The sequence below is a fragment of the Fodinicola acaciae genome (genome assembly GCF_010993745.1).
In the GTDB taxonomy this organism is placed as follows: Bacteria; Actinomycetota; Actinomycetes; order Mycobacteriales; family HKI-0501; genus Fodinicola; species Fodinicola acaciae.
Window position 1 is genome coordinate 120,876 of sequence record NZ_WOTN01000001.1, and the last position, 18,000, is coordinate 138,875.

Consider the following 18,000-nt stretch of genomic DNA (forward strand, 5'->3'; position numbering starts at 1 on the left):
TCGTGGCACGGCTGGACGGGAAGGTCTGCGTCATCACCGGCGCCGGCAGTGGCATCGGCGCGGCCGCGGCACGCCGGTTTGCCGCCGAAGGCGGCTCGGTGGTCGCCGTCGACATGGACGAAAACGCCGGTTCGGCGATCGCCAAGGAGGTCGAGGGCCTGTTCGTACGCGCCGACGTGACCTCCGCCGACGACGTGCGGGCGGCCTTCGCGGCGGCGGTCGAGCGCTTCGGCGGCATCGACGTGTTGGTCAACAACGCCGGCATTTCGCCGCCGGAGGACGACTCCATCCTGGACACCGAGCAGGACGTGTGGGATCTGGTGCAGAAAGTCAACCTCACGTCGGTCTACCTGTGCTGCAAATACGGCATCCCGCACTTGCTTGAGCGCGGCGGTGGATCGGTCGTCAACACCGCGTCTTTCGTCGCGGTGATGGGGGCCGCGACCTCGCAGATCTCTTACACCGCTTCAAAAGGCGGTGTGCTGGCGATGTCACGTGAGCTCGGCGTACAGTTCGCGCGGCAGGGCGTACGCGTCAACGCGATCTGTCCGGGGCCGGTCGACACTCCGTTGCTGCGCGAGCTTTTCGCCTCCGATCCGGAGCGTGCGGCGCGGCGGATGGTGCACATTCCGATGGGCCGCTTCGCCAAGGCGGAGGAGATCGCGTCGGCGATGCTTTTCCTGGCCAGCGACGACTCGTCGTTCATCACGGCGTCGACTTTCCTGGTGGACGGCGGCATCACGTCCGCGTACGTGACACCGCTGTGAGTGCGCCGCTGATCGGCATCACATCGTACGTGGAAACGGCGTCGTGGGGTGTCTGGCAGCTGCCGGCCGCTCTGATTCCGCATGCGTACGTGCAAAAGGTGCAGGCTGCCGGCGGGGTGGCGGTGGTCGTTCCGCCGCTCTCGTCGGATGCCGAAGGCTTGGTCGCGCGCCTCGACGGCCTGATTCTGGCCGGTGGCGCCGACATCTCACCGGCCGCTTACGGTGCCGATGCGCATGCCGAGACCGTCGGCGTACGGCCGGACCGCGACGCGAGTGAGCTGGCCCTGCTGGCCGCCGCGTACGCGCGCGACCTGCCGGTTTTGGGGATCTGCCGGGGAATGCAGCTGATGTGCGTCGCCGCCGGCGGCCGGCTGGAGCAGCATCTGCCCGATGCTGTCGGTCATGACGGCCATCGCGCGAAAATCGGTGTCTTCGGCACGCACGGGGTTTCGCTGGAACGCGACAGCGTTGTCGGCCGGCTGCTCGGCGACCGCGTGGATGTGCCGTCGTACCATCATCAAGGCGCCGCAGACGCGGGTTCGCTGACAATCTCCGGTCGTGCCGCCGACGGGGTGATAGAGGCGGTCGAGGATCCTCGTCATCGTTTCACCGTCGGCGTCCAATGGCATCCGGAGATGAGCGACGATCCGCGCCTGTTCGAGGCCGTCGTGTCCGCGGGAGGGTAGTGGTGAGACGCGGGGCGAAGGCGGTTCGTCTGGTTCGTGATCAGGTGAGTGACGGAGACGCTGCGTAGGTGGGTCCGAGGAGCATGCTGGGGCGCTTCACCATTCCCCACACGAAAAGTGCATGGGGCCGCGCCTGTTCCTCGTCTCGGCCTTGTTCATCCGTACAGTCCAGTCAGTATGGTGAATTTCGCGATGATGCCGGTCACCGAGCAACACGCAATTTTTCCAGGCAAGTGGTGCCACCATCCACCCAGGAAATGATGTGGTGCGCTCTCGTGTGCCGGACCGGCCGCGTACAACCGCCGTGTGCAGCCTTTGTCCCGCGCGATCAACGCTTTCCGCAATTCCGGCCCGGCCAGCCGCTCCTTGCGCCCGACATCCAGCGGTACGCCCTCGGAGCTGAGGATGACCGGGATGATGTCGGCGTCGCAGGCCAGCCGACACGCGGTTTCCGGGCTGATCGTCAGGCCCTCGTACGCGCTCGCCACACCCAGACGGTCGCGCAGCATCTCCCAAGCGACCGTCACCGTCAGATGCGGCCGCTCGGCACCCTGGATCGGCAACTTCCCCGCATCAGCCACCAAGTTCAGAATCTCCGCCAGCGCGTCACCATTACGTTCGGCCGCCGACCGAGGGTCGGGCTTGCCGTCCTCACCCGCCGGTGTGGCCGGAGGTGACAACACTTCCTGGAGCAGGCAACCGGTTTCCGCGTCCAGGATGACGCGCGGCGCGAGGCGGCCATCGCGGCCGGTGTGCAGATGCGGCTCGCGGCGCGGCTTGGCGTCTTCTTTGTCTGAGGGTGCGGCGCAGTCGGGGTCGAGGTAGGCGTGCAGGCGGGTGCCGAGGCGATAGAGCCGGCCGGCGTCGATGTGTTTGGCGCCCTCGACCATCGCCGCCTCGGCTTCACGCCGCTGCTGGAAGTCCACGTGCGCCGGCAACTTCGTGATCACCGTACGGATCGCGTCCAACTGCGAGTCGGCGAGGTCGCCGCGGCGCCTGGCTTCGGCGGCGATGTCCAGCTTTGGCGCCAACATTTCACCGGTCACCGCCATGCCGGGACAGAATGCGCGGGCGTGCTGCACTCGGTGACTGGCTTCGGTCGGGGAGAGCAGCAGCTGGTCTATCCAGCAGCTGCTGGATGTTTGTGGCCTGTAGCCGCGAGCCTCACGACAGCCCAGTCAACCCTCACGTTTTCTGACGAGAGGCCAGGTATTCGGCGTTGCCGCGGATCGCCGCCTCATAGCGGGTGATTTCCGCGCTGTCGAGCCGATCCGCCACCAGCAGGAGCATCGCCGCGAGCGCCTTGTCGTGGTGACCGGCCGCGTGCAGGGTCAAGGCCTGGAAAACACGCAACGACTCCGACTCCGGAAACTCCGCGCGAGCCTGTTCGAAGACCGCCAGCGACTCGTCGAGCCGGCCGAGGTTGCGCAGCGTACTTCCATACTGCAGCAGGCATTTCCGCTTGGTCTCGCCGGAAAGTCCCGGCAGCGCCTGCTCGTAGTAACCGGCCGCCTTCTCCTCCTGGCCGTCGGTGTCGTACGAGCCGCCGACCTCGTAGAGGACGTACGGATTTCCGGGATGCCGGGTCAGCAGATCCTCGAAGAAGTCGATGGTCGGCCGCATGTTGTCGCGGTCGCGCGCGGCGAACGCCTTCTCGATGGTCGCTGCCAGCTCCGCGGTCGGTTCGGTGGTCACCTGGTCATGATGCCAAACGGCGCGTCCGAGTCGACAACGGCAACACCGCGAGTGATCATGTCCTCACCGGGAATTCTGTGGGGGGATGATCGGAATGCCGACACGGTGGTTGGCGGCCGGATTGGCCGTGTGCCTGCTGTTCGCGGTGACGGCCGCGGCCGAGAAGCCGCCGGTGCGGATCCTGCCGATCGGCGACGCCACGACCGACGGTCTCACCGCGCCCGACGGCACACCTGGCGCCTATCGCAACGATTTGTGGCAGCTGCTCACGGCCGACGGATACGCGGTCAACTTCGTCGGCTCGCGGATGTCGGCGCAGCCGCCGTTGCGCGATCCCGACCACGAAGGCCATCCGGACTGGACGGTCGCCGACATCGACGGCCACGTCGGCGGATGGCTGCGGACGTACGCGCCGGACGTCGTCCTGCTGCAGATCGGCATCAACGACCTGAGCCGCGGCAGCTCACCGGACCAGACCGCCAGCGCTGTTTCGCATCTGGTTTCGACGATTCTGACCGTACGGCCACAGGTGCGACTGTTCGTCGGCACGCTTCTGCCTTCTCCCAACGAAAAACTCGACGCCAAGATCGTCGATTTCAACAAGGCGCTCAACAAGCTGCGAAACGTGCACCTGGTCGACCTGTATTCGGCGCTGGACACCACCGACGTCTACGACAACATCCGGCCGACCGGCGGCGGATTCTCCCGGATGGCCGCACGTTGGTACGCCGCCCTGCTCGGCACGCAACTGCCGCGTTTCGAGGCGGAGGACGCCAATCTGACCGGCGCGTCCGAGCTGCGAACGCCGACCGCGTCCGGCGGCACCAAGGCCGCGGCGCTGGCCGCCGGCGCCTCGCTCGTGGTGACCTTCTCCGCCGGCCAGGCCGGTGACGAGCGCGTCTACATCCGCGCGGACAATGGCACCGGGCAGGCCTGCGACCAGCAGATCTACGGCAAGGACGGCGTACCGGTCACGGTCAGGTATGCCGGCTGGCCGGCCTGGGACGTCTACGGCATCACCGCGGTCACGCTCCACGTCGACCAGGGTGACAACACGCTGACCTTCACCGGCGGCCAGTGCGGCGCCGAAATCGACGCGATCATGGTGGCGCCAGTGACCACTTCGCCGTATCTCTAGTCACTCTCCGGGCGGACCGGTGGCCGGCTCCGCCGGCGGCGGCTCGCGGTGCTGGCAGTCGCACCACGAACCGCCACGGCACTCGTCGTGCCGCTTGTCCCGGCAGGCCTCGCAGATCATCTACTTCTGCTCGTAGACCGGCGTGACGCCGCCGCGCGCGAGCGTGTGGAAGAACAGGTTGAAGCCGAGGAACGCGGGCCTGGCCTCGGCCGGGATGTCCAGGGTCTCCACGTCGACGGCGTGCACCATGAAGAAATAGCGGTGCGGACCGTGACCGGCCGGCGGCGCGGCACCGATGTACTGGCGTACGGCGCCGTCGTTCACGAGTGTGACGGCGCCGGCCGGCAGGTCCTTGCCGTCCGGGTCTCCGGCGCCGGTCGGCAGCTCGGTGACCGACGCCGGGATGTTGAAGACGGCCCAGTGCCAGAAGCCGCTCGCGGTCGGCGCGTCCGGGTCATAGCAGGTGACCGCGTAGCTCTTCGTACCGTCCGGCGCTCCGGACCAGGACAGCTGCGGCGACCGGTCCTCGCCGCCGGCGCCGAAGATGCCGCTGACGTGCGCGTTGGCCAGCGTCTGGCCGTCGGCCACGTCGCTGCTCGTCACGGTCAGCGCGGGCACTTGCGGCAGGAAGTCGTACGGGTTGGGTGGCCGGTTGGCGGACACGCGGCGCCTCCTCGTCGAGGGTTCGTTAGACCACTGGAAAGCCTAGTCAGAGCACGTCTTACCCGCTGATCGGGATGGACCGGAAGCGGCGGGTTCGGCCGTACGCGTTGACACTGGCCAAGCCGTCCCATACGGTCTGAGCAATCGATTTCTCAGCCATGGACCTCAGCGGGGAGACACGGTGAGTACGCAGCCTACGTCGGAGCGGCCCATCCCGGCGGACGTGCCGGCGATGGCGGCGGCCCGCGCGGCGATCCGGTCCGAGGCCGAGGCGGTCGCGGCACTGGAGGACCGGCTGAACGGCCGGTTCGCCGCGGTGGTCGACCTGATCGCGGACAGTAGCGGCCGGGTGGTGGTGACCGGTCTCGGCAAGTCCGGGATCATCGGCCGCAAGATCGCGGCGACACTGGCCAGCACCGGCACGCCGACCGTGTTCGTACACGCCGCGGAGGCACTGCACGGCGACTCCGGCATGGTCACGCCGGTCGACGTCGTCCTCGCCCTGTCGGCTTCCGGCGAGACCGCCGAGGTCTGTCATTTCGCCGAGCTGGTCGCGAATCGCGGCATCCCGGTGATCGCGATGACCGGCCGGGCCGCCTGCCGGCTGAACGACCTGGCCAGCCACGTACTCGACGTCAGCGTGCCGCGGGAGGCCGACCCGTTGAACCTCGCACCGACCACCTCCACCACCGCGCAGCTCGCCATGGGAGACGCGTTGGCGATCGCGCTGATGGTACGCAGAGAGTTCACCGAGAGTGACTTCGCGACCTTCCATCCCGGGGGCTCCCTCGGCCGGCGGCTGCTGGGCAGCGAATGAGCGGCGAGTTCGACGTCTGCGTCGTCGGCAGCTTCATGAAGGACCTGGTCGCCCGGGTCCCGCGGCTGCCACGGCGCGGCGAGACGCTGCACGGCGAGGATTTCGCCGAGTTCCTCGGTGGGAAAGGCGTCAACCAGGCCGTTGCGGCGGCTCGGTCCGGCGCGCGTACGGCCATCGTCGGCCGGCTCGGCGCCGACCGCTATGGCGAGGAGTTTCTGGCGCTGCTGGCCGCCGAAGGCATCGACGCGGAGCGGGTGAGCGTACGCGAAGGTGCCGGCACCGGCGTCGGCCTGCCGGTCGTCGAGCCGGACGGTTCCAACGCGATCGTCATCGTGCCGCGCGCCAACGCGACGCTGACCGCCGCCGACATCGGTGCCGCCGCGGACCGGATCGCCGGCGCGTCGATCGTCACCGTACAGCTGGAGCTGCCGATGGAGACGGCGGTGGAGGCGTTGCGTATCGCTTCGGCCGCCGGCACCACCACGATCCTCAACCCGGCGCCGATGCATCCGTCGCTGCCGCCGGATCTGCTCGCGTACGCGGACATCGTCGTGCCGAACGCGGTCGAGGCCGAGCAACTCACCGGCCGGCACTGCGATGGCGACGAGGCGTTGGCGGTCGCGGTGGAGACGGCCGAGCGGTTTTGCCGGCGCGGCTGCGTACTCACTCTCGGGGAACGCGGCTCGATCGTCGTGGAGGGCGGCGATCCGGTGTGGTTGCCGGCACATCAGGTGGCCACTGTGGACACTGTCGGCGCCGGAGACGCGTTTTGTGGTGCTCTGGCGGCAAGACTGGCTGCCGGCGACAGCCTGGTCGAGGCGGCCAGATACGCCAACGCCGCCGGTGGCCTGTCCACCACGATCGCCGGCGCGGTGGACGGAATTCCGTCGACCGAGGCGATTTCCGCGCTTCTCGCGAAGGCCACCCTGGTCGACGACTGAGTTTCGCCTGCCGGGCGGCACGGCGAACATCGTCTAGACTGAGCGCCGCGGTCGAGAGCGGAGGGTGGATGACGACTATCCACGATGTGGCGCGGCACGCCGGTGTGTCCGCGGCGACGGTGTCGCGTGTGCTGAACGGTCATCGCACCGTCGACGAGACCTTGGCCACCCGCGTACGCGCGGCCGCCGAGGAGCTCGGCTATCAGCCCAACATCCTCGCCCGCAACCTGCGCAAGAGCCAGACCAACCTGTGGGCCGTGATCATCTCGGACGTGAACAACCCGTTCTTCACCTCGCTGGTGCGCGGCGTCGAGGATGTCGCGCAACAGGCCGGATATTCGGTTTTGCTGTGCAACAGCGACGAAAACCCGGACAAGGAGTCCAGCTACGTCACCGCGGTGCTGGCGCAGCAGATCGCCGGCGTCATCATTTCGCCGAGCACCAGGTCGGAAAGCATCGCGCAACTGGTCGAGGGCAGCCGGGCCGTCGTCACCATCGACCGTGAGGTGTCCGATGTGGACACCGACGCCGTGCTGGTCGACAACGAGCGCGGCGCGCAGGCCGCCACCGCGCATCTGATCGAGCAGGGCTACGCACGGATAGCCTGCATCACCGGTCCGCGCGACGTCACCACCGCGACGTCACGGCTGCAGGGCTATCGCGACGCCCTGCGCGAGGCCGGCCGGCCGTACGACGAAAACCTGGTCCGCTTCTCGAACTTCCGTGAGAGCGGTGGAAAACAGGCGATGGCCGACCTGCTCGACTCCGGCGTCGGACCCGACGCGGTTTTCGCCACCAACAACCTGATGACGGTCGGCGCGCTGGAAACGCTGGCCGAGCGCGGCATCGGCATCCCGGACCCGGTCGGCGTGGTCGGCTTCGACGAGCTGCCCTGGGCCGACCTGGTCCGGCCGTCGCTGTCCACGGTCGCTCAGCCGACCTACGAGGTGGGCCAGACTGCCGCGCAGTTGTTGTTGAAACGACTGGAAAACCCGGACGAGGAATACGCCACGATCACCCTGTCGACCAAGCTCAACGTGCGCGACAGCTCACGACGCTAGTTCTAGCCTTTCCTGAACTGGTCGCGGACGGCGGCCAGGATGCGGGCCGGCCGGTCCGGCGCGAAGATTTCGATGGCGGGCGGCGGGATCGTGCCGGTCGCCGTGAAGGTCCAGTCGTCGGTGGTCTCGAAATCGGGGTTGTCGATGGTGAAACCGATGCTCTCCAGCTGGTCGAAGCCGACGTTGAGGTTCACCGGCGTGGTCTGCGCGTACGCGCGCAGGCGGAAGGCCAGCGTGGCGGTGGTTTTCCCGCGCAGCCAGCGGGTCACGTCGACCGGCCCCTGCAGCCCCTCACCCTGGATCCACAGCAGCCACGGATGGCCGAGCACGTCGGTCTCCCAGACGATTTCGTTGTCGATCAACACTTCCATGGCATAGTCGCCAGGTTTGGGATAGCGGCGCGTGAAAGCGCGATAGTGCCAGAAGGACAGCTCGTGCCGTGGCGCGTCCGGGTCGACGCGTACGGTCGTCGAGGCCTGCGCGTAGTTTCCGGCGCCGACCGGGATCGCCGGCACGACCAGGCTGAGCCGGCCGTCGCCGTACATCGAGTTGCGGTCGGTGCTCGGCGTCGGCGCGTTGTCCCACTGCAGGCCGTACGCGATCACGCCGTCGATCCGGCCGTCGGCGGTGTATTCCAGCCCGGTCGCGATGGCCTGCGCCACGTAGTCCTCGGTGAGGGGGATCGGCGCGTCGAGGAACCGTCCACTGTAGACAAGCTGCAGCAGGCCGAGTCCGCGCGGCTCGGTTTTCGCGCGGATGGCGTCGAGGCATTCGCCGGCGGTGCTGGCGATGTGCGTGTTGGACCGGTGGCCGTCCAGATACGGATAGATGATGCCGTCGATGTACGGCCCGTAGCGGTCCAGAAATCCGTCGTCGATCGCCGCGTCATAGTACGCGCACGTGTAAAACCCGAGTTCGGGGTTGATTTCTCGTTGGGTGGCAACGATCTGCTGCATGTAGGAGTCGGTGAACAGCTTCGCGTTCATGTCGAACTGGAAGTCGTCGATGGCCCACGAGGTGACGCTCGGCACGCTGACCGACAGCTCCGCGATCGCCTTGGCCCAGGCGACGTAGTCGGTCATGTACGGCCGGGACGCCTTGCCGTCCTGTCGGGTCTCCGACGGCGGCACGAGATACGGACAGATGGCGATCCCGGCCTCCAGCGCGGCCGGTGCGAACTCCAGTCGCAGGTCGTCCCAGTCGGTCGGCGAGTCCCACACGCCGTAGAGATAGCTGTTGGCGCCGAGATCTGTCAGCTTCGCGATCAGCGCCGGCGTGTCGATGTGCAGATAGCCGTCGGCCCTTGGCTTCTTCTCGCGTACGGCCGCACCGATCGTGTTGCCGCCAGTCAGCGCGGCTCGCATCCCGCCTGCCGGGATCCCTCTCATCTTTCACCATCCCGAAAAAGAAATCGATATCTCGTAGGATAGCAGTGATGCGGCACCTGTGGGGATGACGAGGAAAGAGTTTTACGAGATGACCGGCGCGCGGCTGAGCACGATCGCGACGCCGTACGCGAGCCCCATCACGGTCAGTTCGAGGCCGACCCAGCCGACGACCGCCGTTCGCCGGCCAGCGGCGATCGGGACGAGCAGGCGATAGCGGATGAACCCGCCGGTGGCCGCCAACGCCGTCACGAACACGATTTTCGCGACCACGAGTTGGCCGTACGCGGTCGTGACCAGTGACGCCGGAAAGCTCACGCCGGGCGTGAAGACCAGCTCGGTCACCGCGTTGAGCAGGCCGGTGACGGCGACGACGGACAGGCAAAGCGTGGCAAGCTTGGAAAATCTCGGCAACGCGCCGGCCAGCAGCTCCGGCCGCCGCGCGAACAGCACGATGACCGACAGCAGGCCACCGGTCCACAGGCAGGCGCCGACGACGTGCAGTTCCATCGAGACCATCGTCAGGTCGTGCAGCCGCCAGGTGGAGGCGTGGCCGGTCACCGGCAGCGGCAGCAGGCCGAACAGCGCGATGCCGGCGCGCAGTTCGGCCGGCACCGCCTCGCCGAACCGTACGGCCAGCACGCCGAACACCAGATAGCCGAGCGCGAAGCCGCCGCTGAAGACCAGGCCCTGGCCGGCGCCGATGCGGCGTACGTAGTCGATGATCGCGTCGACCGTCACGGGCGCGCCCGGCAGCAGCTCGGCGGTCTGCAGCACGAGCGCCGAGAGCGCGCTGATGGCCCACACGGCCGCCGTGAGCACGGCGACCGGTCGTGTCCTGGCCAGCGCGGACTCGGCGGCCGCCAGGTGTTCCGGCGGCAGCAGCCGCGGCACGACGCTCAGGCCGACGGTCGCGACCGCGCTGATGTCCAGTGCGGCGCGCGCGACGGCGATGCCGTACTCGATCGCCGGGCTCGGCAGCACCAACCCCGGCACCGGCTTGGCCAGCGTGTACGCGGTCGCCACCAGTGCCGCCAGGATCGCGGCGCCGGCCAGCGACCCGCCGAGCGCATACCTCGGAAAGTCGCGCCGGGTCGCCGGCTTGGTGGTCTCGGTGGTCATCTCGTCTCGCGGGTTCGGCAGTCGGCCGTACGAGCGTACGTCAGGCTCCGTTGCGAGCGCGTTTCTCGTACGCGTCGCGTGCGGCGGTGTCCGCGGTGGCCAGCACGTCGGCGGCGCCGGTGCCGCGCCCCAGCGCCTCGGCCAGCGGCCGGGGGAGCAGCACGGCCATCCGATAGAGCAGCCGGCCGGACCGCGGGATCCACGTTTCGAAGCGCGGTTTGCGCAGGACGCCGGCGATCGCGGCGGCCACGTCGGCGGCCTCGACCGTACGAGCGCCGCGTACCGTCGACAGACCGGAGCCGAGCTCGGTGTTGACGATCATCGGCACCATAACGGACACGTCGACGCCCGTGCCGCGCAGCTCCGCGCGCGTCGCCTCGCTCAGGCCGATGATCGCGTGTTTGGTGGCGCTGTAGGTCGCCGCGCCGGCCAACGCCACACGTCCGACGCCGGACGAGACGTTGACGATGTGACCACGGCCGCGTGGCACCATCCGCGCGATCGCGAGCTTCATGCCGAGGATCACGCCGTGCAGGTTGACGTCCACGATCCGGTGCGTGAGGTCGTCGTCCTCGTCGGCGAATGTGCCGAGTGGCATGATGCCGGCATTGTTGACGAGCGCGTCGATCGGACCGAGCTCGCGCTCGGTTTCGTCAAGGAAACGCGCGAAAGACGCGCGGTCGGTGACATCGAGGTCGGTGCCGAAACAGCCCAGCTCGTCGGCCGCGGACGCCGCCGAGTCGAGGTCACCGATCGCGACTTTGGCGCCAGTGGCCAACAAAGTGCGCGCGGTGGCCAGGCCGATGCCACGCGCGCCACCGGTGATCGCGACGACCGTCACATGAACCTCCGCAGCGCGCGCAGTTTTTCCGGCGTGTATGGCGGATAGAGCAACGCCAGGTCGGGCCAGGTCGGCTTGCGCAGCACCGATTTGCGGTGACTGAACGTCTCGAAGCCCCATTTTCCGTGGTAGGAGCCCATGCCGCTGGTGCCGACCCCGCCAAAGGGCAGCTGGTTGACCAGGAAATGGAACATCAGGTGGTTGATGACCGTGGCGCCGTTGCTGACCTCGGCGAGTACGCGTCGCTGCGTCGCCTTGGACGCGCTGAACAGATAGACCGCGAGCGGTTTGGCGCGCCGGCGTACGAAGTCGATGGCACTGTCCACAGAGGACACGGTCAGAACCGGCAGGATGGGGCCGAAAATCTCCTCGGTCATCACCGCCGAGTCGTGGTCGGGGTCGAGGATGACCGTCGGCTCGCAGGTGCGGGTCGCCAGGTCCAGCGATCCACCGGTGACCGTACGCCCGCCGGTTTCTCCCAGCAGCCGCTGCAGCCGGCTCGCCTGGCGGCCGTCGACCAGCGGGACTGCTTTGTCCACGCGGAAAGTCGCAAGCGACGCCACGATGCCGTCGATGAGCTTGTCGCGTACGGATTCCTCGACCAGCACGTAGTCCGGCGCGATGCAGGTCTGGCCGGAGTTGGCCAGCTTCGACCACGCGATCCGTTTCGCCGCGACGGAAATGTCGGCGTCGGAGGTCACGATGACCGGGCTCTTGCCGCCGAGTTCGAGCGTCACCGGAGTCAGGTGCGGCGCGGCCGCCGCCATCACCGCCTTGCCGGCTTCGGTGCCACCGGTGAAGAAAACGTGGTCGAGGCCCTGGCCGATCAGCTCCTGCGTCTCGGCGACGGCGCCTTCGACGACGATCACCGCGGCCCGGTCGAGATAGGCCGGGATCGTCTCGGCCAGCAGCGCGGACACCGCCGGTGCGTGCTCGGACGGCTTGACGATCACGCAGTTTCCGGCCGACAACGCGGCGACCAACGGCGTCAGCGTGAGTGCGATCGGATAGTTCCAGGCGCCGATGACCAGCACGGTCCCCAGCGGCTCGTGGCGGATCCACGCCTTTCCGGGTCGTACGGTCAACGGCATGCCGACGCGCTCGTCGCGCATCCATCGCCGCAGGTGCTTGCGCGCGTACGCGGCCTCGGCGATGGTCGGCGCGATGTCGAGCAGCCACCCGTCGGCCATCGGCCGGCGCAGGTCTTTTTCCAGTGCGGCAGAGAAATCCGCCTCGCGCGCGGTCAGCATGCGTTCCAGCGCGGCCAGCTGCGCGATCCGCCAGGCGGCGTCTTTCGTGCGGCCACTGCGAAAAGTGGCGCGCAGACCGTCGACGCGCGCGGCGATGGACGAGACCTGCCCGGTCAGCATCAGGACCTCCTGGGACGACCATCGCGCGCGAATGCGCGGCGCGCCTGCGGGAGATAGCGTACGGCCTCCGGCAGCGTCCGCCACAGCGGATCGGCGCGTCGTACGGCCGCACTGAAGCGGCGATAGCGGCGTTCCTGCCGGTCGCTCCACGGCAGCCTGAGCTGCTCGCGCGTCGACGGCGGCATGCCGCCGGTGGTGACGAACGCGGCGAGGGTGTTGGCCGGCGGACGTACCGCTCGCCACAGCCAGCCCGGCACGCGCTTGGGTGCCGGCAGTCCTTTGGTGACATAGCCGACGCCGTAACGTGCCGTCTTGTGCGGCTCGATCTGTTCACGCAGCATTCGTTGCCAGTATTCCTGGAAACCCGGCCAGTCCGCCGGCATGACCCGGTCGCTGACGCCGTACATCCGAAACCAGGTCTTGGACTCCTGATAGAGCTGTTCCTTCTCCACTGTGGACAGTGGCCGGATGAAGGTCTCCACGCCGTAGATCAGGTTGTCCAGAAAGGTGGCGTGTGCCCAGTAGTACGTTTCCGGGTCGAGCGCGTGATAACGCGTGCCGTCCGGAAACTTCCCTTTGATGTCCAGGTGAAAGTCGCGGACCTTACGCCCGGTCTCAGCGGCACGCGCACCGCCGTAGACCGTGTTCATGATCGGCCCGACCGATCTTTTCGTGCGCGCGAAGGTCTCGGCGAAGAAGACCGAGTGGTCGAGCACGCCCTGGCCGAGCGCCGGCAGCATGTTCTGCAGCACACCGGCGCGTGGACCGACCAGCAACATCCTTGTGTCGCCGAAGAACTGCCAGGTGAGCGAGCCGGGGCCGAGCGGCGCCGGCTGGCCGGTGGGGTTGGTGAAGTCAAACGGCATCCGCTTGATGCCGTTGACGAAGTTGGACAGCAGGCGCTCCGGCTCGCCGACCGTGCGGATGTCGGGCAGCCTGGTGAAAAGCTCGCGCAGCATCACGGTGATCTCGCGCCGGGCGAGGTGCGCGCCGAGGCAGTAATGCGGGCCGGGGCCGCCGAAGCCGACGTGTTTGTTGGGGGAGCGGGTGATGTCGAAGCGGTCCGGATCCTCGAAGACGGCCTCGTCGCGGTTGGCCGAGTTGTAGAACAGCACGACCTTGTCGCCTTTGCGAAACCGGTGGCCGTTGAGCTCGCAGTCCTGCGTGACCGTGCGCCGGAACTGGATGACCGGCGTGCTGTAGCGCAGGATTTCCTCGACGGCGCCGGCGATCCGGCCGTCGAAGTCGGACAGCAGCAGGTCGCGTTGTCCTTTGTGGACGGTGAAAAGGCGCAGCGCGTGCGCGATGGCCGTACGCGTGGTCTCGTTGCCGGCCACCACGAGCAGGATGAAGAACGAGCCGAGCTCCTGCGGCGTCAGCGACTCGCCGTCGACGTTTGCGTTGACCAGCCGCGAGATCACGTCACCGGTCGGCCTGCGCCTGCGTTCCCTGCCGAGCCGCTCCACCAGCCGGAACAGGTCGCGGCCGGCGCTGATCAGCCGGAACGACGCGAGCATCATGTCGGCGTGGTTGACGCTGCCGGACAGCAGCCGGTCGCGGGACAGGCCGATGTATTCCGGGTCGGTGTTGCCGAGGATGACGTTCGTACGCCGCAACACCATCGGCTGATAGCGCTCCGGGATGCCGAGCAGGTCGCAGATCACCTCGACCGGCAGCCGCGCCGCCACCTGGCCGACGAAATCGTACGGTCCGGTCGCGATCAGCTCGTCGACGATCCTGGTCGCGCGCCGCTGCAGCTCCGGTTCGATGCTCTCCAGCACCCGCGGCGTGAACGCCTGTGACACGACCCGCCGGATCTGCGCGTGCCGCGGGTCGTCCATGTTGATCATCGAGCCGAAGTAGGTGGCGAACCACCGCGGCATGTCCACCATCGCGTTGGCCGTCGGCTCGTTGCTGAACAGCTTCGGATTGCGGCTCGCCTCGCTCACGTCGGCATGCGTGACCAGCGCGTACGCGCCGTTGCCTGACGGAAACAGCGGCACCTTCGGGATGTCGAAGAACAGCGGCGCCGGCTCCGCCCGCAACCGCGCGAACGCCGCGAGCCGCTCGGCCTCCGGCCTGGCCCAGAAGGAGAGCGCCATCAGCTCTGGCCGAGCCTGCGCAACCGCGGTCACCGTCATGATCGCCTCCTGCCGGACGCCCTGTAATACAAATATCAAATTTTGTCTCGCCGTATCAAGACGTACGCTGGGACCGGTCCCTGCTCGACCTGACTAGCGTGTGCCCATGACTGATCCAGTCGCTCCGCCAAAGGCGCCCGCCGCACTCCAGGCCGTACGCGTGATCCTCTACATCCAAGGCGCCGCCACGCTCCTCGGCGTCCTCGGCCTCACGCTGGACATCAAAACCCGCTTCGACCACGGCCAGGACGTCAACCCACTCGCGTACGTCCTGACCGTCGTCAGCATCATCGTCGGCGCCGCCGCCATCGTCTGCGCGGCGATGATCGTGGCGCAGAAGCGTTACTGGGTCCGGCAGTTGGTGGCGATCATCGAGGTGATCGCCGTCTTGTACGGCCTGATCAACGTGGTCACCGGTGTCTTCACCGGCGTCGTCGGCATCGCTCTGGCCGTCGCCGTACTCGTGTTGGCGTTCCGCTCGGAGGTCACCGCCTGGATCAACGGTCCCGCTCCGGACAACTCGACGCGTTAAATGTCCCAGTTTGATGCCTTGTTAAGCAAGTATTACGCAGTCAGCCCGCCTCGCCAGCATTGTCAGCCCCAACAGTCACACCCGCACCACCCTGGCCTTCCTGGGAAGTTCGCAAGGCCCCCATGCGTGCGTCGGGCGCACGTAAGAAGGCCCTGCTACCAAAACACAAACCGGCAAGACGGATATGTAGCGCTACAGCACGATCGTTGGCATCCAGACCGACGGATTGCTTCCCGCGCGTGACCGAGCAAGTCCAGAGAGAGCCCAGCCCCGCCATAAACCGCCGCCCGCACCCCTCGTGCACATGATTGGCGTTCCCGCGCCTCCTCCCTTGAGGTCGCTCGCCGCGCAGGCGCGCCCGCCGCGCAGGCGAAAAACCGACCACCCACACACGCAACGAGCGGGCGAAGCCGCCACCCCAACGCATCAACCAGAAAACCAACCCTTCACCCCGACGCCACACAGACGACCACCCCAACCCCTCGATCCCCCTCACCACCCCCGACTTGCGCGAAGCTATGAACCCCTGATTCACTTCTTGAGTGCCCTACCGCCGCACCCCCCGCGTCCAAGCCCGCCTGGACACCCAACGCGCCGCGATCGTCGCCGCCGCGACGGACCTGCTTGCCGACCGCGGATACGCCGGCTGCTCGATGGCGGCGGTCGCGGCCAGGGCTGGCGTCGCGACGGGTACGGTCTACAAGCACTTTCCCGGCAAGGCCGATCTCGCTGTCGAGCTGTTCCGCACGGTCGTCGACCGGGAAGTCGCGGCGGTTCACGATGCCATGGCCCTGCCGGGCACGGCGACCGAGCGGGTCGTCGCGTTTCTGGAAACTTTCGCTGGCAGGGCGTTGAAATCGCCCCGGCTCGCGTACGCGCTGCTGGCGGAGCCGGTGGATCCGGCGGTGGAGGCGGAGCGGCTGGTCTTCCGGCGTACGTTCCGGGACGCGGCGGCGAAACAGATCGCGGAGGCCGTACGCGAGAACGCGCTTCCGCCACAGGATCCCGAACTCGCGGCCGCCGCGCTGATCGGCGCGGTCGGCGAGGTGCTGGTCGGGCCGCTCGCCGACGGCCAGCCGCATCCCGACGTCGTCCCGAATCTGGTCAGTTTTGCCTTACGAGCATTAGGGACTTCGAAACAGACCCTAGGAGCATCCGATGCCGGCCACCCATGAGGTCACCAACCAGGTTCCGCCGATCGACGGCTACAACGTGGCCGACGACCCGACTTTGCTCGACGGCATGCGAAAGTATGGCGCGGACTGGGCCGAGCGCGAGGTGCGCGAGCTCGGCAAGCTCGCCGGCAGCGAGAAAGCGCGTGAGTGGGGGCGGCTGGTCAACACCTATCCGCCGGCGCTGAAGACCCATGACCGCTTCGGCAACCGGATCGACGAGGTGGAGTTTCATCCGCACTGGCACGACCTGATGAAGGTCGCGGTGAAAAACGGCCTGCAGGCCTCGCCGTGGCTGATGCTCCGCGACGGCGAGCACGTGGCGCGCGCGGCCAAGTTCTACGTGTGGTCGCAGGTCGAAGCGGGTCACACCTGCCCGATTTCCATGACGTACGCGGCAATCCCGGCGCTGCGGGTCGAGCCGGAGCTGGCCAGGCAGTTCGAGGGCAAGCTCGGCGCGCGCACATACGACTACGGCCTGCGTGTGCCGACCGAAAAGAACGGCCTGATCGCCGGCATGTCGATGACCGAGAAACAGGGCGGCTCGGACGTACGCGCCAACGCCACGGTCGCCAAACCGACCGCGAGCGGCATGTATCACCTGGTCGGGCACAAGTGGTTCACCTCGGCGCCGATGTCGGACCTGTTCCTCACGCTCGCGCAGGCTCCCGGCGGCCTGACCTGCTTCCTGCTGCCGCGGGTCCTGCCTGACGGCACGCGCAACCGGATTTTGTTGCAGCGACTCAAAGACAAGCTTGGCAACAAGTCCAACGCGTCGGCCGAGATCGAGTACGACGGCGCGCTCGGCTGGCGGATCGGCGAGGAAGGCCGCGGCGTCCGGACGATCATCGCGATGGTCAACAACACCCGGCTGGACTGCGCGCTCGGCGGTGCGTCCGGCATGCGGCTGGCCGTCGTCAACGCCGTCCACCACTGCGCACACCGCCGAGCTTTTGGTGCCCTGCTCGTCGATCAGCCGCTGATGGCCAACGTACTGGCCGACCTGACGGTCGAGTCGGAGGCCGCGACGATCGTCTCGATGCGGCTGGCCGGCGCCACCGACCTCGCCGCGAACGGCGATCGCAACGAAGAGACGTTCCGGCGGCTGGCCTTGGCGGTCACCAAATACTGGGTCTGCAAGCGCGCTCCGGCGCATGCCGCCGAGGCGCTGGAATGCCTCGGCGGCAACGGATACGTCGAGGAGTCCGGCATGCCGCGGCTCTATCGCGAGGCGCCGCTGTCCTCGATCTGGGAAGGCTCCGGCAACGTGGCCGCGCTGGACGCGTTGCGGGCCATGGCCAAGCAGCCGGAGTCGGTGGAGGCGTTCTTCGCCGAGGTCGAGCTGGCCACCGGCGCCGACGTGCGGCTCGACACCGCGGTCGCGCACCTGCGCAAGGAACTGTCCGACCTGGCCGACCTCGAATACCGGGCGCGACGGATCGTCGAGCGGATGGCGCTGGTGCTGCAGGGGTCGCTGCTGGTGCGCGACGGCCACCCGGCGGTCGCGTCGGCGTTCTGCGCGTCGAGGCTGGCAGAGGACTGGGGTGTCGCCTTCGGTACGCTGCCGGCAGGCCTGGACACCAGCGCGATAATCGACCGCGCGCGTACGTCGTAGGAGCCTTTTCCAACGTCGTCAACCGCGCTTCACCGCGGCGATTCAGCGATCGTA

17 protein-coding genes are annotated in these 18,000 nt (G+C 67.9%); 9 read left to right on the plus strand and 8 right to left on the minus strand.

Annotation, left to right across the window (positions count from 1 at the left end; all coding sequences use genetic code 11):
• Window positions 1-2 precede the first annotated feature (2 nt).
• On the plus strand, window positions 3-767 hold the full coding sequence (locus GNX95_RS00520) for a 3-oxoacyl-ACP reductase (protein ID WP_163504847.1): 765 nt from the start codon (window positions 3-5) through the stop codon (window positions 765-767).
• Entirely contained in the window at window positions 764-1,453 is a 690-nt protein-coding gene (locus GNX95_RS00525) for a gamma-glutamyl-gamma-aminobutyrate hydrolase family protein (protein WP_246281471.1), read from the plus strand. The genes GNX95_RS00520 and GNX95_RS00525 overlap by 4 nt, the downstream gene beginning before the upstream one ends.
• 155 nt (window positions 1,454-1,608) lie before the next feature.
• Here GNX95_RS00525 and GNX95_RS00530 read toward each other — a convergent pair whose 3' ends face one another.
• A complete protein-coding gene (locus GNX95_RS00530) occupies window positions 1,609-2,631 on the minus strand; it encodes a DUF222 domain-containing protein (protein ID WP_343034854.1) in 1,023 nt (340 codons plus the stop codon).
• A gap of 7 nt (window positions 2,632-2,638) precedes the next feature.
• Window positions 2,639-3,148 (minus strand): tetratricopeptide repeat protein, encoded by a 510-nt coding sequence (locus GNX95_RS00535; RefSeq protein ID WP_246281472.1) that lies wholly within the window; start codon window positions 3,146-3,148, stop codon window positions 2,639-2,641.
• Between the two features lie 94 nt (window positions 3,149-3,242).
• Between GNX95_RS00535 and GNX95_RS00540 the strand changes: the two genes are divergently transcribed.
• Entirely contained in the window at window positions 3,243-4,286 is a 1,044-nt protein-coding gene (locus GNX95_RS00540; protein ID WP_163504851.1) for a GDSL-type esterase/lipase family protein, read from the plus strand.
• 120 nt (window positions 4,287-4,406) lie between these two features.
• Here GNX95_RS00540 and GNX95_RS00545 read toward each other — a convergent pair whose 3' ends face one another.
• Window positions 4,407-4,949, minus strand: a complete 543-nt coding sequence (locus GNX95_RS00545) for a YbhB/YbcL family Raf kinase inhibitor-like protein (RefSeq protein ID WP_163504853.1) — start codon at window positions 4,947-4,949, stop codon at window positions 4,407-4,409.
• Window positions 4,950-5,130: 181 nt separating this feature from the next.
• Between GNX95_RS00545 and GNX95_RS00550 the strand changes: the two genes are divergently transcribed.
• From GNX95_RS00550 to GNX95_RS00560, 3 genes are all read left to right on the plus strand, one after another.
• Complete coding sequence (locus tag GNX95_RS00550; protein WP_281356857.1) at window positions 5,131-5,766, plus strand: KpsF/GutQ family sugar-phosphate isomerase; 636 nt, start codon at window positions 5,131-5,133, stop codon at window positions 5,764-5,766.
• On the plus strand, window positions 5,763-6,707 hold the full coding sequence (locus tag GNX95_RS00555; RefSeq protein ID WP_163504855.1) for a ribokinase: 945 nt from the start codon (window positions 5,763-5,765) through the stop codon (window positions 6,705-6,707). The genes GNX95_RS00550 and GNX95_RS00555 overlap by 4 nt, the downstream gene beginning before the upstream one ends.
• A 68-nt stretch (window positions 6,708-6,775) precedes the next feature.
• A complete protein-coding gene (locus GNX95_RS00560; protein ID WP_163504857.1) occupies window positions 6,776-7,768 on the plus strand; it encodes a LacI family DNA-binding transcriptional regulator in 993 nt (330 codons plus the stop codon).
• Between the two features lie 2 nt (window positions 7,769-7,770).
• On the opposite strand, the gene GNX95_RS00565 is transcribed toward GNX95_RS00560, so the two are convergent.
• The 5 genes from GNX95_RS00565 to GNX95_RS43985 form a co-directional block, all read right to left on the minus strand.
• Complete coding sequence (locus tag GNX95_RS00565) at window positions 7,771-9,156, minus strand: hypothetical protein (RefSeq protein WP_163504859.1); 1,386 nt, start codon at window positions 9,154-9,156, stop codon at window positions 7,771-7,773.
• A gap of 81 nt (window positions 9,157-9,237) precedes the next feature.
• A complete protein-coding gene (locus GNX95_RS00570; RefSeq protein ID WP_163504861.1) occupies window positions 9,238-10,275 on the minus strand; it encodes a copper resistance D family protein in 1,038 nt (345 codons plus the stop codon).
• 40 nt (window positions 10,276-10,315) lie between these two features.
• A complete protein-coding gene (locus GNX95_RS00575; RefSeq protein ID WP_222853311.1) occupies window positions 10,316-11,116 on the minus strand; it encodes an SDR family oxidoreductase in 801 nt (266 codons plus the stop codon).
• Complete coding sequence (locus GNX95_RS00580; RefSeq protein WP_222853312.1) at window positions 11,113-12,486, minus strand: aldehyde dehydrogenase family protein; 1,374 nt, start codon at window positions 12,484-12,486, stop codon at window positions 11,113-11,115. Before GNX95_RS00580 ends, GNX95_RS00575 begins: the two co-directional genes overlap by 4 nt.
• A complete protein-coding gene (locus GNX95_RS43985) occupies window positions 12,486-14,627 on the minus strand; it encodes a cytochrome P450 (protein ID WP_222853313.1) in 2,142 nt (713 codons plus the stop codon). The genes GNX95_RS00580 and GNX95_RS43985 overlap by 1 nt, the downstream gene beginning before the upstream one ends.
• A gap of 106 nt (window positions 14,628-14,733) precedes the next feature.
• On the opposite strand from GNX95_RS43985, the gene GNX95_RS00590 reads away from it, so the two are divergent.
• The 3 genes from GNX95_RS00590 to GNX95_RS00600 all read left to right on the plus strand — a co-directional run bounded on the left by GNX95_RS00590 (window position 14,734) and on the right by GNX95_RS00600 (window position 17,946).
• On the plus strand, window positions 14,734-15,159 hold the full coding sequence (locus tag GNX95_RS00590) for a hypothetical protein (RefSeq protein WP_163504865.1): 426 nt from the start codon (window positions 14,734-14,736) through the stop codon (window positions 15,157-15,159).
• Between the two features lie 542 nt (window positions 15,160-15,701).
• On the plus strand, window positions 15,702-16,334 hold the full coding sequence (locus GNX95_RS00595; protein ID WP_163504867.1) for a TetR/AcrR family transcriptional regulator: 633 nt from the start codon (window positions 15,702-15,704) through the stop codon (window positions 16,332-16,334).
• Window positions 16,318-17,946, plus strand: a complete 1,629-nt coding sequence (locus tag GNX95_RS00600; protein WP_163504869.1) for an acyl-CoA dehydrogenase family protein — start codon at window positions 16,318-16,320, stop codon at window positions 17,944-17,946. The genes GNX95_RS00595 and GNX95_RS00600 overlap by 17 nt, the downstream gene beginning before the upstream one ends.
• Window positions 17,947-18,000: the final 54 nt, after the last annotated feature.

Coding starts and splice junctions, on each gene's coding strand:
- GNX95_RS00540 (WP_163504851.1), top strand. CDS start 3,243: ATGCCGACACGGTGGTTGGCGGCCGGATTGGCCGTGTGCCTGCTGTTC.
- GNX95_RS00555 (WP_163504855.1), top strand. CDS start 5,763: ATGAGCGGCGAGTTCGACGTCTGCGTCGTCGGCAGCTTCATGAAGGAC.
- GNX95_RS00560 (WP_163504857.1), top strand. CDS start 6,776: ATGACGACTATCCACGATGTGGCGCGGCACGCCGGTGTGTCCGCGGCG.
- GNX95_RS00565 (WP_163504859.1), bottom strand. CDS start 9,156: ATGAGAGGGATCCCGGCAGGCGGGATGCGAGCCGCGCTGACTGGCGGC.
- GNX95_RS00570 (WP_163504861.1), bottom strand. CDS start 10,275: ATGACCACCGAGACCACCAAGCCGGCGACCCGGCGCGACTTTCCGAGG.
- GNX95_RS00580 (WP_222853312.1), bottom strand. CDS start 12,486: ATGCTGACCGGGCAGGTCTCGTCCATCGCCGCGCGCGTCGACGGTCTG.
- GNX95_RS43985 (WP_222853313.1), bottom strand. CDS start 14,627: ATGACGGTGACCGCGGTTGCGCAGGCTCGGCCAGAGCTGATGGCGCTC.
- GNX95_RS00590 (WP_163504865.1), top strand. CDS start 14,734: ATGACTGATCCAGTCGCTCCGCCAAAGGCGCCCGCCGCACTCCAGGCC.
- GNX95_RS00600 (WP_163504869.1), top strand. CDS start 16,318: ATGCCGGCCACCCATGAGGTCACCAACCAGGTTCCGCCGATCGACGGC.